This window comes from Pseudomonas sp. TE12234 (assembly GCF_054061835.1).
This window is the reverse complement of record NZ_JBSSEP010000002.1, coordinates 300,762-314,212: the sequence shown is the minus strand read 5'-3', so window position 1 is coordinate 314,212 and position 13,451 is coordinate 300,762. Positions and strand designations below refer to the sequence as shown.

12 protein-coding genes are annotated in these 13,451 nt (G+C 57.9%); 4 read left to right on the top strand and 8 right to left on the bottom strand.

Annotated elements, in window-relative coordinates; translation table 11 throughout:
• The first annotated feature begins 108 nt into the window (after positions 1–108).
• The 3 genes from gnd to ACVWYU_RS05130 are packed head-to-tail and all read left to right on the top strand — an operon-like array spanning position 109 to position 3,451.
• Entirely contained in the window at positions 109–1,113 is a 1,005-nt protein-coding gene (gene gnd / locus ACVWYU_RS05140; RefSeq protein ID WP_343229240.1) for a phosphogluconate dehydrogenase (NAD(+)-dependent, decarboxylating), read from the top strand.
• Entirely contained in the window at positions 1,110–2,633 is a 1,524-nt protein-coding gene (gene zwf / locus ACVWYU_RS05135; protein WP_457372108.1) for a glucose-6-phosphate dehydrogenase, read from the top strand. Before gnd ends, zwf begins: the two co-directional genes overlap by 4 nt.
• Positions 2,630–3,451, top strand: a complete 822-nt coding sequence (locus ACVWYU_RS05130) for an HAD family hydrolase (RefSeq protein WP_457372107.1) — start codon at positions 2,630–2,632, stop codon at positions 3,449–3,451. Before zwf ends, ACVWYU_RS05130 begins: the two co-directional genes overlap by 4 nt.
• Before the next feature lie 58 nt (positions 3,452–3,509).
• On the opposite strand, the gene nhaB is transcribed toward ACVWYU_RS05130, so the two are convergent.
• The 3 genes from nhaB to ACVWYU_RS05115 all read right to left on the bottom strand — a co-directional run bounded on the left by nhaB (position 3,510) and on the right by ACVWYU_RS05115 (position 6,906).
• A complete protein-coding gene (gene nhaB, locus ACVWYU_RS05125) occupies positions 3,510–5,012 on the bottom strand; it encodes a sodium/proton antiporter NhaB (RefSeq protein WP_390956236.1) in 1,503 nt (500 codons plus the stop codon).
• Positions 5,013–5,090: 78 nt separating this feature from the next.
• A complete protein-coding gene (locus tag ACVWYU_RS05120; RefSeq protein ID WP_457372106.1) occupies positions 5,091–6,380 on the bottom strand; it encodes a hypothetical protein in 1,290 nt (429 codons plus the stop codon).
• Positions 6,381–6,642: 262 nt separating this feature from the next.
• Positions 6,643–6,906: a hypothetical protein gene (locus tag ACVWYU_RS05115; protein WP_457372105.1), complete on the bottom strand. Its 264-nt coding sequence runs from the start codon at positions 6,904–6,906 to the stop codon at positions 6,643–6,645.
• 342 nt (positions 6,907–7,248) lie between these two features.
• Between ACVWYU_RS05115 and ACVWYU_RS05110 the strand changes: the two genes are divergently transcribed.
• Positions 7,249–8,574: a sigma-54 dependent transcriptional regulator gene (locus ACVWYU_RS05110; RefSeq protein ID WP_090321181.1), complete on the top strand. Its 1,326-nt coding sequence runs from the start codon at positions 7,249–7,251 to the stop codon at positions 8,572–8,574.
• 95 nt (positions 8,575–8,669) lie between these two features.
• Here the strand turns inward: ACVWYU_RS05110 and ACVWYU_RS05105 are convergent, their stop codons facing one another.
• From ACVWYU_RS05105 to ACVWYU_RS05085, 5 genes are all read right to left on the bottom strand, one after another.
• Positions 8,670–9,950 (bottom strand): hypothetical protein, encoded by a 1,281-nt coding sequence (locus ACVWYU_RS05105; RefSeq protein ID WP_390956234.1) that lies wholly within the window; start codon positions 9,948–9,950, stop codon positions 8,670–8,672.
• A gap of 45 nt (positions 9,951–9,995) precedes the next feature.
• Positions 9,996–10,739: a hypothetical protein gene (locus ACVWYU_RS05100; protein ID WP_390956233.1), complete on the bottom strand. Its 744-nt coding sequence runs from the start codon at positions 10,737–10,739 to the stop codon at positions 9,996–9,998.
• A 33-nt stretch (positions 10,740–10,772) separates the two neighbouring features.
• The gene (locus ACVWYU_RS05095; protein WP_390956232.1) at positions 10,773–11,453 is read right to left on the bottom strand and encodes a C39 family peptidase; all 681 of its coding nucleotides are present in this window, start codon (positions 11,451–11,453) and stop codon (positions 10,773–10,775) included.
• Positions 11,454–11,515: 62 nt separating this feature from the next.
• The gene (locus ACVWYU_RS05090; RefSeq protein ID WP_457372104.1) at positions 11,516–12,826 is read right to left on the bottom strand and encodes a heme utilization protein; all 1,311 of its coding nucleotides are present in this window, start codon (positions 12,824–12,826) and stop codon (positions 11,516–11,518) included.
• A 51-nt stretch (positions 12,827–12,877) separates the two neighbouring features.
• Positions 12,878–13,450, bottom strand: a complete 573-nt coding sequence (locus ACVWYU_RS05085; protein ID WP_090321195.1) for an adhesin — start codon at positions 13,448–13,450, stop codon at positions 12,878–12,880.
• Position 13,451 lies beyond the last annotated feature (1 nt).

Here is a 13,451-nt window from a genome sequence, read left to right as displayed (position 1 = left end):
ATTCCAGACGTTATCAGTCTGGATCGGGCACAATGCCCGGAAACTTCATCCCGACGCTCTGGACTAAGCTTCATTAGTCGCGTTGGGCTATACCTTTGACACACTTTTATTTGTAGTAGGGAGCATCAGCACATGCAACTCGGGATTATTGGACTGGGCCGCATGGGCGGTAATATTGCGCGGCGCCTGATGCTCAACGGGCATACCACCGTTGTGTACGACCGCAATACCGCCTTCGTCGAGACCTTGAGCGCAGAGGGCGCCACCGGCGCTGCCGATTTGCCGGCCCTGGTCGCTGGCCTGGCCAAACCACGAGCGGTCTGGGTCATGTTGCCGGCCGGCGCACCGACCGAAGAAACAATCGACGCCCTGAGCAACCTGCTCGAAGCCGGCGACACCATCATCGACGGCGGCAACACTTTCTATAAGGACGATATCCGCCGGGCGAAAACCCTCTCGGAAAAAGGCCTGCACTACATCGATGTCGGTACTTCCGGTGGCGTGTGGGGCCTGGAGCGCGGTTACTGCATGATGATCGGCGGCGATGCCGAGACCGTTAACCGTCTCGACCCGCTGTTCCAGAGCCTGGCACCGGGCATGGGCGACATTCCGCGCACCAAGGACCGCAAGTCCGATGACCCTCGCGCCGAGCACGGCTACATCCATGCCGGTCCGGCGGGTGCCGGGCATTTCGTGAAAATGATCCATAACGGTATCGAATACGGAATGATGCAGGCCTTTGCCGAAGGCTTCGACATTCTCAAGACCAAGGCCAGCACCAACCTGCCGGAAGACCAGCGCTTCGACTTGAACGTCGCGGACATCGCTGAAGTCTGGCGTCGTGGCAGTGTGGTCTCATCCTGGCTGCTCGACCTGACCGCCGACGCTCTGGCCAGTGACCCGAAACTCGATGGTTTTTCCGGATCCGTAGCCGACAGCGGTGAAGGTCGCTGGACCATTGAAGCCGCCATGGAGCAATCGGTGCCCGTCCCCGTGCTGTCGAACTCGTTGTTCTCGCGCTACCGTTCCCGTGGCCAGGGCACCTTTGGCGACAAGATCCTTTCGGCCCAGCGCTTCGGCTTCGGCGGCCATGTGGAGACTCCGAAAAAATGACCCAAGTGATCCGCAGAAAATCCAAGACGGAACCCGCGCCACCGACCACGCTGTTTTTGTTCGGCGCCCATGGCGATCTGGTCAAGCGCCTGCTGATGCCGGCGCTGTATAACCTCAAGCGCGACGGGTTACTCGGGGATGGACTGCGGATCATCGGCGTTGACCACAACGCCATCAGCGATGAGGGCTTCGCGAACAAACTCGAAGACTTCATTCGCAACGAGGCGGCCGCAAAAGTCGGCAAGGGCGATCAGGCCCTTGACCCGCAGGTGTGGGCCAGACTCGCCAAAGGCATCAGCTACGTCCAGGGCGATTTCCTGGACGACAGCACATATCAAGCGCTGGGGGCGAAGATTGCCGCCAGCGGCACTGGCAATGCGGTGTTCTACCTGGCCACCGCGCCACGTTTTTTCACTGAAGTGGTCCGCCGTCTCGGCGCGTCCGGGTTGCTGGAAGAGAGCCCGGAGTCCTTCAGAAGGGTGGTGATCGAAAAGCCTTTCGGTTCCGATCTGCAAACCGCCGAAGCCCTGAATGCGTCCCTGCTCAAGGTCATGACGGAAAAGCAGATCTATCGGATCGATCACTATCTGGGCAAGGAAACCGTGCAGAACATTCTGGTCAGCCGGTTTTCCAACAGCCTGTTCGAAGCGTTCTGGAACAACCATTACATCGACCATGTGCAAATCACCGCCGCTGAAACCGTCGGCGTGGAAACCCGTGGCAGTTTTTACGAACACACCGGCGCCCTGCGCGACATGGTGCCTAATCACCTGTTCCAGTTGCTGGCGATGGTGGCCATGGAGCCTCCGGCAGCCTTTGGCGCCGATGCGGTGCGTGGGGAAAAAGCCAAGGTGGTCGGCGCTATCCGCCCCTGGTCGATCGAAGAGGCCCGCGCCAATTCGGTACGCGGTCAATACACCGCCGGGGTAGTCGACGGCAAACCAATGCCAGGGTATCGCCAGGAAGAGAAGGTGGCACCGGACAGCAACACTGAAACCTATGTGGCGCTGAAGGTCATGATCGACAATTGGCGTTGGGTCGGCGTGCCGTTCTATCTGCGTACCGGCAAGCGCATGAGCGTGCGCGACACCGAAATCGTCATTTGCTTCAAGCCCGCGCCCTACGCGCAGTTCCGTGATACCGAGGTCGATGAGCTTGAACCGACCTACCTGCGGATCCAGATTCAGCCCAACGAAGGCATGTGGTTCGATTTGCTGGCCAAACGGCCTGGCCAGGCCCTGAAAATGGACAACATCGAACTGGGTTTTGCCTACAAGGATTTCTTTGAAATGCAACCGTCCACCGGCTATGAAACCCTGATCTACGATTGCCTGACCGGCGATCAGACGTTGTTCCAGCGTGCCGACAACATTGAAAACGGCTGGCGTGCCGTACAGCCGTTCCTCGACGCCTGGCAGCAGGATTCAACGCTGCAAAACTACGCCGCAGGTGAAAACGGGCCGCAGGCCGCCGAAGAATTGCTGGCTCGCGATGGTCGCGTCTGGCACGGTCTCGGATGAGTGGGCAGGCGCGACATCCCATCCGGTTTTTGCTCAGTGACATGGATGGCACCTTGCTGCTGCCCGACCACAGTCTCAGTCAGCGCACCGTCGATGCGGTACGCGCGTTGCGTGAGGCCGGGGTGCTGTTCAGTCTCGCCACCGGCCGACCACCCAAAGCCATGTTGCACATGATCGAGGCCCTGGGTGTCGACTTGCCGACCGCTGCCTTCAACGGCGGTACCCTCGTCAACCCGGACGGCAGTCTGCTGGTGGCGCATTACTTGCCGGCCACCGCTGCACTGACCACGCTGGCGCTGTTGGCCGATCAGCCGGACATTGAGGTCTGGGTCTTCAGTGGCGGCGACTGGCTGGTGAAAGACCCGAGCGGCCCCATGGTGCCCCGAGAGCAGCATGGCCTGGGGTATCCGCCGGTAGCGGTTGAGAGCTTCGAACCGTTTCTTGAACGTATCGACAAAATCGTCGCCGCCAGCAGCAACGCCGAGTTGCTGATCGAGCTAGAAGCGCAGTTGCTACCTCTGGTGGAGGGGCAGGCCCAGGTTTCCCGTTCGCAACCGGTTTATCTGGACATCACCGCGATGCAAGCCAACAAGGGCCAAGCGCTGGCGACCCTGGCCGCGTTTCTCGGTGTGCCGCTGGAGCAAACGGCGGCCATGGGCGATGGCGGCAATGATCCGGCCATGTTCCAACGCGCCGGGTTGTCGATTGCCATGGGGCAGGCCGAGGAGGAAGTGAAGCGCCAGGCTGATGTGGTGACGGGCGCCAATACCGAGGAGGGTGCGGCTCAGGCGATAGAGCGGTATATCCTCCCTCGATAGCCATTCAAATCCAATCGTGTGAGCGAGCAGGCTCGCCCACACATTTTTTGGGCAATCTTTAGAGCCAGTAGCTCACGGCGTACCAACCCAGACCACCCATCACCACGGTATAGGGCAGCGCCATCCATACCATCCGTCCGTAAGACAGACGAATCAGCGGCGCAATCGCCGAAGTCAGCAGGAACAGGAATGCGGCCTGACCGTTAGGCGTCGCCACACTCGGCAAGTTAGTACCGGTGTTGATCGCGATCGCCAGTGTTTCGAAATGCTCGCGGCTCATGTGGCCGGAGAGGAACGCTTGTTTCACTTCCGTGATGTAGATGGTCGCCACGAACACGTTATCGCTGATGGCCGAGAGCAAACCATTGGCGATAAACAGCATGCCCGGTTGCTGATCGGCGGGCAGCGCCAGTACCCACTGGATCAATGGCGTGAACAACTGCTGATCGTGAATGACCGCCACCACGGCGAAGAACACCACCAGCAATGCGGTGAACGGCATGGCATCCTTGAATGCGCTGCCGAGACGATGTTCGTCGGTGATGCCGGTGAAGGCCGTGATCAGCACGATCACCATCAAACCGATCAAACCCACTTCCGCCACGTGAAACGCCAGACCGGCAATCAGAATCAATGCGGCCGCGCCCTGGACGATGAGGGCTGCACGCTGCTGCGAAGTGCGTTCGGCATTGTCTTCGGCGGCGTAATTGGCCAGCACGGCGCGGACGTTGTCCGGCAGTAAAGTGCCGTAGCCGAACCAGCGCAGTTTCTCCAGCAGGACGCAGGTCACCAGGCCCGCCACCAGCACCGGGAGCGAAACCGCAGCGACTTTCAGAAAGAACTCGGAAAAATGCCATCCCATTTCGTGGCCGATCAGCAGGTTCTGCGGTTCACCCACCAGCGTGCAAACGCCACCCAGCGCCGTACCGACGGCACCGTGCATCAACAGGCTACGCAGGAACGCACGAAACTGATGGAGGTCGCCGTGATGGAGAGTAGGCAGGTGCTGATCATCGCCGTACTCGCCGTCCTGGCGTGGATCGGTGCCCGAGGCCACCCGGTGGTACACGGAGTAGAACCCGACGGCAGCGCTGATGATCACTGCCGTCACAGTCAGAGCGTCTAGAAACGCCGAGAGGAACGCCGACAAAAAGCAGAACATCAACGCCAGCAGCGCCTTGGAGCGCACCCCAAGCAACAGGCGCGAAAACAGGAACAACAACAGGTCTTTCATGAAGTAGATGCCGGCCACCATGAACATCAGCAGCAGGATCACCGGGAAATTGTGCACGAGCTCGTCATAGAGCGCCTGTGGCGTGGTCATTTTCAGCAACAGTGCTTCGACCAACAACAAGCCACCTGGCATCAGCGGATAACACTTGAGTGCCATGGCCAAGGTGAAAATGAACTCCAGCACCAGTAACCAGCCAGCGGCCACCGGACCTGCCGTCCACAGCACCAGAGCATTGAGAATCAGGAAACCGACAATACAAACCTTGTACCAGCGGGGTGAATTGCCCAGAAAGTTACGCGCGAACGCCTGGGGCATCGAGCCGGACATTAGCTGCTCCTTGTATTAAGAAGCGCGCAACTTGCCGTAAGCGCAAGGGAAGATCAAGTACGGAAGAAATACTTTGGACTAAGGCAGATAACGGACAACCACCGCCTTATAGTTGCCATCCAGGGAATAACCGCCGACCACGATCTTTCCATCTTCCTGCACGGCGACGGACGTTGCCGTATCCAGGCTTCTGCCCAGACGGGTACGCACCCATCCATTGCCATCGCCAAAGGCGTGATCGAGCTGACCGTCCTGCAGGTATCGGCCAAGAATGAAGTCGGCTTCGACACCACCGATGGTGGCACCGGCCACCAACACGCTGCCGTCCGGTTGCGCTTGAGCGGCGGTCCATTGGCAACCGCTGCGAGCGATGTTCAGCAAGTGCGCCTGGCCGCCGTTGCAGCGGTTGTCCGGGCGGCCATTGACCCGTACTTTCAAGGCCATGCAATGCATCGGGTCGCGGCTGCTGCCAAAGCACTGCACGTCGCCATTTTCCTGCTGAATGATTTGACTCACCTGAGCGCTGTGCCCACGAGCCCTGAAGGTCATGAATCCATCGACGGCGAAATGGGCGTCGAGACTGCCGTCCGGGAGATAGCGGGCCAACAACCCTTCCTCGGGGAAGTTGATCGAGCCGCCGACGAGGATCCGACCGTCCCGCTGCACACTCAGGCTGCTGAGCCAGGTGTTCATCAGCAAATGCCTGACTATCACGAAACCGCGGCCATTGAAGGTACTGTCCAGCGAACCGTCGGGGGCGAGCCGGATGAGCAGGCCGGCATGATCAGCCAGTTCGAAGTGATGGTTGGCCACCAGCAGGATTCGACCGTCCTCCTGGACCGCCACCTCACAAGCTTCGGCACCCGGCACGCCTGCGGGCAGCCAGGCATCGCGCACACCATGAGACAGATGCCCCGGCAGGCGCACGACGCAACGACCGTTGTCGCCAAACTGCCGGGCCGGGCGGCCCTGTTGGTCAAACAAGGCCAATGCGGGGAGGGTACGGTGGGTGTTTTCATAGTGCAGGCCGACGATCAGAATGTGTCCATCGGGCAGCACCTGAACCTTGCCGGCCATGGCTTCGAAACCTTGTTCGAATTGTCCGATGACGCTGCCTTGGTGGCCGAAGGTCAGGTCCGCCGAGCCGTCCTTCAGCAGTCGGGCCAGGCCAAAACGGCTACCTCCCTGGGTTCCGACCTTTGCCGCCACCAGCAAACGGCCCTGTGAATCTATCGAGACGTCGTTGGCCATGCTTGAAAGGCTGTCGGCGAAATACACCTGGGTCTTGCCATGGCTGGCGAAGGCAGGATCGAGTTTACCGGCATGACCGACTACGGGTTGTGAAGCCAAGACGGACTGGATTGACATGCACGCATCTCCTTGCGAGTCGTCCTGATCCAGAAGTTGGGAGGGAGACTATAAGGAGAACATTCAAAACCTGAATGCTTGAATGCACAATGGGGATAACTAACAAGCGGAGGGTCGTTGTGTGCCACAACAGTGTCTTTTCGAACCACTGGCAAGCCAGCAACGTATTCAGACGCGTACAAGTTCAAATAAACGAGTGTCGCAAGTACCAACTAACGAAGGGGAAAGGCGCGGATTATCCTTGGGATAATCCGCAAAACAATTAATGCGGCATTGACCAGGACTGGAGTTGGTAACCTTCCTCGCTCAACTCGGTACGGGCCTGTTCAAGCAGGCGCTCAAGCTGTGCTGGATCGGTATAGGCGCTGCTCGGGATCTGCTTGCGGCCGATGCTGGTGTTGGTACGGTCGATCACGGTCAGGCTGAGTTCGCCGGTGCAGTCTTGCGCCCAGGCCACGCACTGGAAAGGCTGAAATGCGCGGTCGGCAATCAAAAGAGCTTCGTTGATACGGAGCGGGGCGTTCATAGGATATTCCCTCAGTATGCCCAATCAAGTGATGTGCCGACGGTTGGGCTTGGCGTTCGGCAGGTTACTTGTACTGATGTCCGCAACAGGGGGTCGGGTCACATGCGATCAAAAGAAATTTCAACTTTCTTTCATATACCCGATGCGTCGAGCCATTTTGAAAGGTAAATGAAAGGTTGAATTAATTAGGTGGCTAACAAAGTCCCTTCTTATAACTATTTACGCGCCCGCTCTATAGTCAAACGGTACAAGGCCACGTCAAATTCTTGCTAATGTTACAGCCAGGTTTGCCAAATGACTGTTTTTAATAATTTTTCCTGAATTTGGCGCCAAGGAATAGTCATGAGCGATGCGCCTGCCTTACGACGTCTATTAGTCGTGGACCCCTGCGACGACTGCCATCGTCTGCTACCGGGGTTGCGCTCCGTGGGTTGGGACGTGGACAGCTGTTCGCTGGAAAACGCCGCCGACCGAACCTGTGACGTAGGATTGTTACGGTTACAGCCCTGGCACCTCGAGCACCCGGATGCCGTCAAGGATGTCATCAGCCGCAGCGGAACCGAGTGGATCGCCGTGCTCAATCAGGAAGTCCTGCGGCTACAGAATGTCGGGGACTTTGTCTGCGAGTGGTTTTTCGATTTTCATACCTTGCCGTTCGATGTTTCCAGGGTCCAGGTCACCCTGGGGCGGGCCTTTGGCATGGCGCGCCTGCGCGGGCAGGGAACGGTTCATATCGATCAGCCCGAACACGAACTGCTGGGGGACAGCAAACCCATACGCGAATTGCGTAAGTTGTTGAGCAAACTGGCGCCCACCGAGTCGCCGGTGTTGATTCGCGGGGAAAGCGGTACAGGCAAGGAACTGGTCGCCCGTACGCTGCATCGTCAATCCCTGCGCCACAATAAACCCTTTGTCGCGATCAATTGTGGCGCGATTCCCGAGCATCTGATCCAGTCCGAACTGTTCGGCCACGAAAAGGGTGCCTTTACGGGCGCCCACCAACGCAAGATCGGGCGGATCGAAGCGGCTAACGGTGGAACGCTTTTTCTCGACGAGATCGGCGATCTGCCCTTGGAGTTGCAGGCGAATCTGTTGCGTTTCCTTCAGGAAAGGCACATCGAGCGGGTGGGGGGCAGTCAGCCGATTCCAGTGGATGTTCGCGTGTTGGCTGCGACCCACGTCGATCTCGAGGCCGCGATCGAGAAGAAACGCTTTCGCGAAGACCTGTATTACCGGCTCAATGTGTTGCAGGTCGCAACCGCCCCCCTGCGTGAGCGCAATGGCGATCTGTCGATGCTGGCCAACCACTTTTCCCATTTCTACAGCCATGAAACCGGTCGCCGTCCACGCAGTTTCAGTGAGGACGCGATGATCGCCATGGGCAAGCACGACTGGCCTGGCAATGTTCGGGAACTGGCCAACCGGGTCCGTCGCGGGTTGGTACTGGCTGAAGGCCGGCAGATCGAAGCACGCGATTTGGGCTTGATCAGCCATCATTCCATCGCCGTGCCGATGGGCACGCTGGAAGACTACAAGCACCGGGCAGAGCGCCAGGCGTTGTGCGATGTGCTTAACCGCCACAGCGATAATCTGAGCATCGCTGCCAAGGTGCTGGGGATCTCCAGGCCCACCTTCTACCGTTTGCTGCACAAGCATCAAATACGGTGATCCGCTAAGGTGTATCGCTGCAAGCCAATGCTGCGAGAGCTTGAAGAGCCTACAAAAAAGCCCGCTGAAACAGCGGGCTTTTAGTTGGAGCAGGATTAGAAGTAGTAAGGGAATTTCAGGCTGAAGGAAAAGTCAGGCGCGTCGTCGGTCATCCCGATAGACAGTTGCGGGACGATCGTCAGGTTATCGCTGGCGGCGATGGTCATGCCGATGTTGAAGTTGCCCGAGTTGTAATCGCTGTTGGTGATGGATTGCCAATCCCCTCCGTCCGGTTTGATCTTGCTCTTGCGGGCGAACTGATCAGTGAACGAGAACGACATACTCATCTTCTCGTTCAAGGCGAATGCAATGCCGGCGCCGATCTGCCAGGAATCGCCCAGTTTCACGTCTCCGGGCACCTTGGAATTGACCTGGGGACTGATGTCGCTGAATGAGTCTTCCATGTTGTAGGTATAGGCCAGGCTGCCGAACAGCACCGCAGGGTCGAAGGTCTTGACCAGCGAGATGCCCGGGGTAATCGACCAGACACCGTTGCCGGTAGGCAAGCTTTCGGGTACCGCCAGGTTATTATTGTTCGGATCCACGATCAGCTTAATGCCGTAAGGGTCTTCACCCGTTGGTGCCTTGATCCGCAATGTGGCGACCGCGTCGGGATAGTTGGCCGACTCATCGAGAAACTTGTAGGCAACGCCAACGTTGACATCGCCGATGGTCGGGTCGCGGGTGACGGATGCATCCGACGTCACCGGACCTGCGCCACCGGCGCCTCCGGAGGAGTACGTCGATTCGCGATAGATCACGGGAACGTTGATGTCGAACTGCCAACGTTGTGCCACGTTGTAGCGGGCGGTCAAGTCCAGGGTCCAGTTATCCGCCTTGATACGGTCGATGTTGATGTTGCCGAGAAAAATCGAATCCAGTGCCAGGAAGCCGTTGAGCGTTAATGCGCGGGTATCGTAGTGCGTGTAGGTCAGGCCGGTTTCGACGCTGAACTTGCCGCCACCGAAGAAGCCGCTGGCTTCGTCATAGAGGTTGGAAACGCTTTGCGCAGGTTCCGAGTCATCCTTGAGCGACTGACCATATGACGCGCCTGTGGCTCCCGACCCGGAGGTGGCCACTGTCTGGCCACCCTTGGTCTTTTCCGCAGGGGATTTGGTCAGGCGCTTGGGTGCAGGTGTCGCTGGTGTTTCTTCGACCTGGCGAACGCGCTGTTCGAGTACCATCAGCGCGTTCTGTTGTGCTTCGTAACGTTGTTTCAGCTCCATGAGTTCTTGTTTTAATGCTTCAACCTGGGGATCCGGTGCTGCGTATAGCAATGAAGCCGGGGCCAGGCTACTCAAACAAACGAAAGCCCTGAACGTTAAAGATCGATGCATGGGTTAGCCGTCCCTTCTGACACGTCTGGTGACACTGAGCGTAGATCAGAATCCGCTGGTGCGTAGCCCTTTGAGCTGGTCTAGATTGCCGCTCAACGAACCGGCCGTCGGAACGGTGTCACGCAGTACGACATTGAGCGACGTGATGTTGCGGACCTGGTTGCCGGCGCCGAGCAACGTCGTGTTCTGCAGCAGCCCGCCCTGGGCCAGGCGTTGTACCGTACTGCCTTGGTTGTTATTGGCCAGGATGTTGAGTTGTATGCCACTGCCGGTCGAGGAAACGCTCACCGAACCCGCTCCGTTGGCGCCGGTTAACGTCGAGCCGGCGGCCAATGGCTGGCCCTGCTGCTGTTGTATGGCTGGGGCCTGGTTAGCCTTGCTCACGTTGATATCAACGTTGTTGTAGGCCGAGTTGTAGTCACCGGCAGCCCGCGTGACTTGTGTGACACCTTCGGTGCTGTTGAGGCCGTTGCCGCCCGTGACGGTGCCGGTGCCTTGGGATTGCGAGGTACCCGTGCCTTTTTCATCGATCTTCGACACATAGAACTGTGGCTGGATGGTCGATTGTTGAATCTGCATCGAGGACGTTGCCCCGATCACTTCACCGTTGGCATTTTGCCAGGTGCTGGTCATGGCAATGCCGAAGCTGATGATGCGTCCCGGCATGACAAAGCGACCGCGCAGGCTCGCCAATTGCTGGTCATTCAGTTCGATGGGTTTAAAGGTCTCTGCATGGATTGGCAGGCTGGCGGCGAGGCAAGCCACTGCCAGCCAGATTGGAGTCTTCATTGGATACTCCCGGAGCTTCGTGCTCCCTTGTTATTAGAAGAAGTCGCTTTGGATGAATCCAAAATCCATCAACTCAGCGTCTGGCACCGGGTTGAAATTGTTGACACGATTCTTGGCGGTCAGAGGCAACGGCGGGTCGAGCAACGCATTGGTCTTGTCGTAGCCCTGACCGATGACGGCAAAGATGATGCCGTTCCAGCCTTTGACAAAGTCGTCGATTTTGTAGCGTTTATGACCGAGTACCGGATCTCCGATATACACCCAGCCGTCATGGACCCTCTGCATGACTACAAAATGCTTGTAGCCACGTATATCCATGAGTACCACCACAGGAATTTTGATTTCACCCAGGGTTTCCGTTGCTACCCGGTAGCCACGGGCGCGCATGCCGATACTTTCCACGTAATGCTTCATGTCGAGCATGGAGAAGCCCTGAACGCGGACGAGATCCTGATCGGAGTGTGCCAGCATGCCTTCGATGATCTGGTCTTCAGTGACGTCCAGCCAATAGGCTTGGCGCAAAATGGTCGCCAGCGCCGCTGCACCGCAACTGAAGTCGGTTTTCTGTTGCACCAGGTCGGCAAATTTACGCTCGCGGATGCTCTGGATCGGCTTGAACACCACTGCGCCGCCCGGCAGGACGGACAGCGGCATTTGTGCTGCTTCGCTCACACTGGCCACACAAAGCAAAAATGCCAAGACGATAATGCGCATTGTGGGATGCCTTCTGGTTGTTGTGAAAAAAGGCCCCCGTAAGGGGGCCTCCAGAGACAGCATTAGAACGACTGGTTGGAGATGGCCAGCGAGTTGCTTTGTTGGTTGCCCACGCCAGCAGCCACGTTGACACCCAGGTTGCCACTGCCACCATTCACCGAACCACTCAGGGTTGCAGTGTTGGTCACAGGGTTTGCCCAGCCGGTTGGAGTCAGCACTTGATAGGAGTAGGTGTTGCTCAAATCAAATGAACTGCTTTCGCTGAAGCTCTTCGTTACGTCTTTCGAAGACGCAGACGATTTCTCGCCTGATTTGGCGTACGAGGAGTCATACGCTTTTGTGAACGAAGAGTCGTGCGATTTGGTGTAGGAAGAGTCGGACGAACTGCTGTTCGACGTATTGAGAGAACCACTGGCCGATGCATCAAGTGATGCGGTCAGCGAAGCATCAGCAGACCTGCTGCGGGTGTGATCGGCGCCGCCATTATTCCAGGTCGACGATCTGGAAGCGCTCGCCGATGCGTCCAGGCTAGCGTTCAGAGAAGCATCGAACGAAGCACTGCTGGAAGCACTGGAATCTGCGCTTCTGGATCCGCTAGCATCGTAGCTTTTTGATCCGCTTGCATTGAAGCTATTGTTACCGCTAGCAGACCAACTGCTGCTGGCGCTCTTATCAACGCTCAAATTGGAGTTCTTGTTGAAGGAGGCACTGCCGCTGGCCGTTTTGGTAACGGTCAGAGTATCCACGCGATAAGTCCGGTCGGCGTCGTTATCCACTGTCAGACCAGGACTCTTCTGATCGGCAGAGGCGGTGGCCATTGCGCTACCGAGCGGCGAGTTGGAGTTGGCAATTGCCATGGTGTTTTTCTGTTGGTTAAGGTCGCCGCCAGCAACGTTGACACCCATATTGCCGCTGCCGCCATTGCCCGATCCGCTCATCACGCCAGAGGCGGTGCTTCCATAGTTGTAGACCTTGTTATTGTTGCTGTATTGCGTGACTTTAGAGCTGGCATCGGCAGTGCCGAACACGAAGCTGTTATCCAGACTGGAGGTGGAGCTGGCATTTGCGATGGCGGCCGCGTTGTCTTGTTGGTTGCCGTCGCCTGCAGCTACGTTGACACCGACGTTGCCGCTGGCGCCTGTAGCAGAGTTATTCATCTCTGCTGCGTTCTGAGTCCCAGCATTGCTGATGCGGTTGCCGGTACTGGTCTGGCTATCCCACGCTTTGGCCGTCGCGTTGACGAGGATCTTGGTTGGAGGAGGAGTGTGGCCGTGGTGATGGTCACGCCGATCGTTTTGCCCAGCTTGTACAGCAACAGCCATGACCGCAGCAATTGCGAAAACCAGAGGCTTTAGTGCCATCGAAGGTTTCATGGTGATTCTCCGTACTTATTTTAGGTTAAGTGTTGTAACTACCTGTTTGGGTCAATCCGCGACCCGTACGCTGAAGGTGTTGGCCATTCGGTTTCCCACCCCTGCGCTCTGATTCAACTGAATTACCCCGCGGCTACCGGTGAAGGCCTGATCGCTGGTAGCGACCTGGCGGTAGCCCGGTGCAGAGTCAGTTGGATCGGAGTTGTTGAGCAGCGTCACGTTCTGTTGCATGAGGACGCTGTCGTCGATGCTTTGCGGCTGAGCACTGATGCTGATGCGCAGTGCGTTGGCTTGCTGGGTATTGGCGCCCGAACTCTGGTTCACGCCCAATACGCCGCTGCCATTACTGAAGGAGTTGCCCTGGATGCTCGAGTGCGCATCCATGGCAGGGTCGACCTGACCGCGCAGCCGTTGGCGAATCTGTACGGTCGCGCTGGCGCCATGGCCAATGGCGATGGCCCGGGCGTTGGCCTGTTGCTGGAGATCGCCAGCCGCCTGGTTGACGGAGAAGTTGCCCTGGTACTGCGCGCCCGAATCATCGATTTCGGCGTTATTGATAACAGGAGATTGGGCGAAGGCCGATGTACTGCAAAGCATGGCGATGATCAGTAGCGAGCGATTCATC

Excerpts from the sequence above, each read along its gene's own strand:
- zwf (WP_457372108.1), top strand. The coding sequence starts at position 1,110 with ATGACCCAAGTGATCCGCAGAAAATCCAAGACGGAACCCGCGCCACCG.
- ACVWYU_RS05130 (WP_457372107.1), top strand. The coding sequence starts at position 2,630 with ATGAGTGGGCAGGCGCGACATCCCATCCGGTTTTTGCTCAGTGACATG.
- nhaB (WP_390956236.1), bottom strand. The coding sequence starts at position 5,012 with ATGTCCGGCTCGATGCCCCAGGCGTTCGCGCGTAACTTTCTGGGCAAT.
- ACVWYU_RS05120 (WP_457372106.1), bottom strand. The coding sequence starts at position 6,380 with ATGTCAATCCAGTCCGTCTTGGCTTCACAACCCGTAGTCGGTCATGCC.
- ACVWYU_RS05115 (WP_457372105.1), bottom strand. The coding sequence starts at position 6,906 with ATGAACGCCCCGCTCCGTATCAACGAAGCTCTTTTGATTGCCGACCGC.
- ACVWYU_RS05110 (WP_090321181.1), top strand. The coding sequence starts at position 7,249 with ATGAGCGATGCGCCTGCCTTACGACGTCTATTAGTCGTGGACCCCTGC.
- ACVWYU_RS05105 (WP_390956234.1), bottom strand. The coding sequence starts at position 9,950 with ATGCATCGATCTTTAACGTTCAGGGCTTTCGTTTGTTTGAGTAGCCTG.
- ACVWYU_RS05100 (WP_390956233.1), bottom strand. The coding sequence starts at position 10,739 with ATGAAGACTCCAATCTGGCTGGCAGTGGCTTGCCTCGCCGCCAGCCTG.
- ACVWYU_RS05095 (WP_390956232.1), bottom strand. The coding sequence starts at position 11,453 with ATGCGCATTATCGTCTTGGCATTTTTGCTTTGTGTGGCCAGTGTGAGC.
- ACVWYU_RS05090 (WP_457372104.1), bottom strand. The coding sequence starts at position 12,826 with ATGAAACCTTCGATGGCACTAAAGCCTCTGGTTTTCGCAATTGCTGCG.
- ACVWYU_RS05085 (WP_090321195.1), bottom strand. The coding sequence starts at position 13,450 with ATGAATCGCTCGCTACTGATCATCGCCATGCTTTGCAGTACATCGGCC.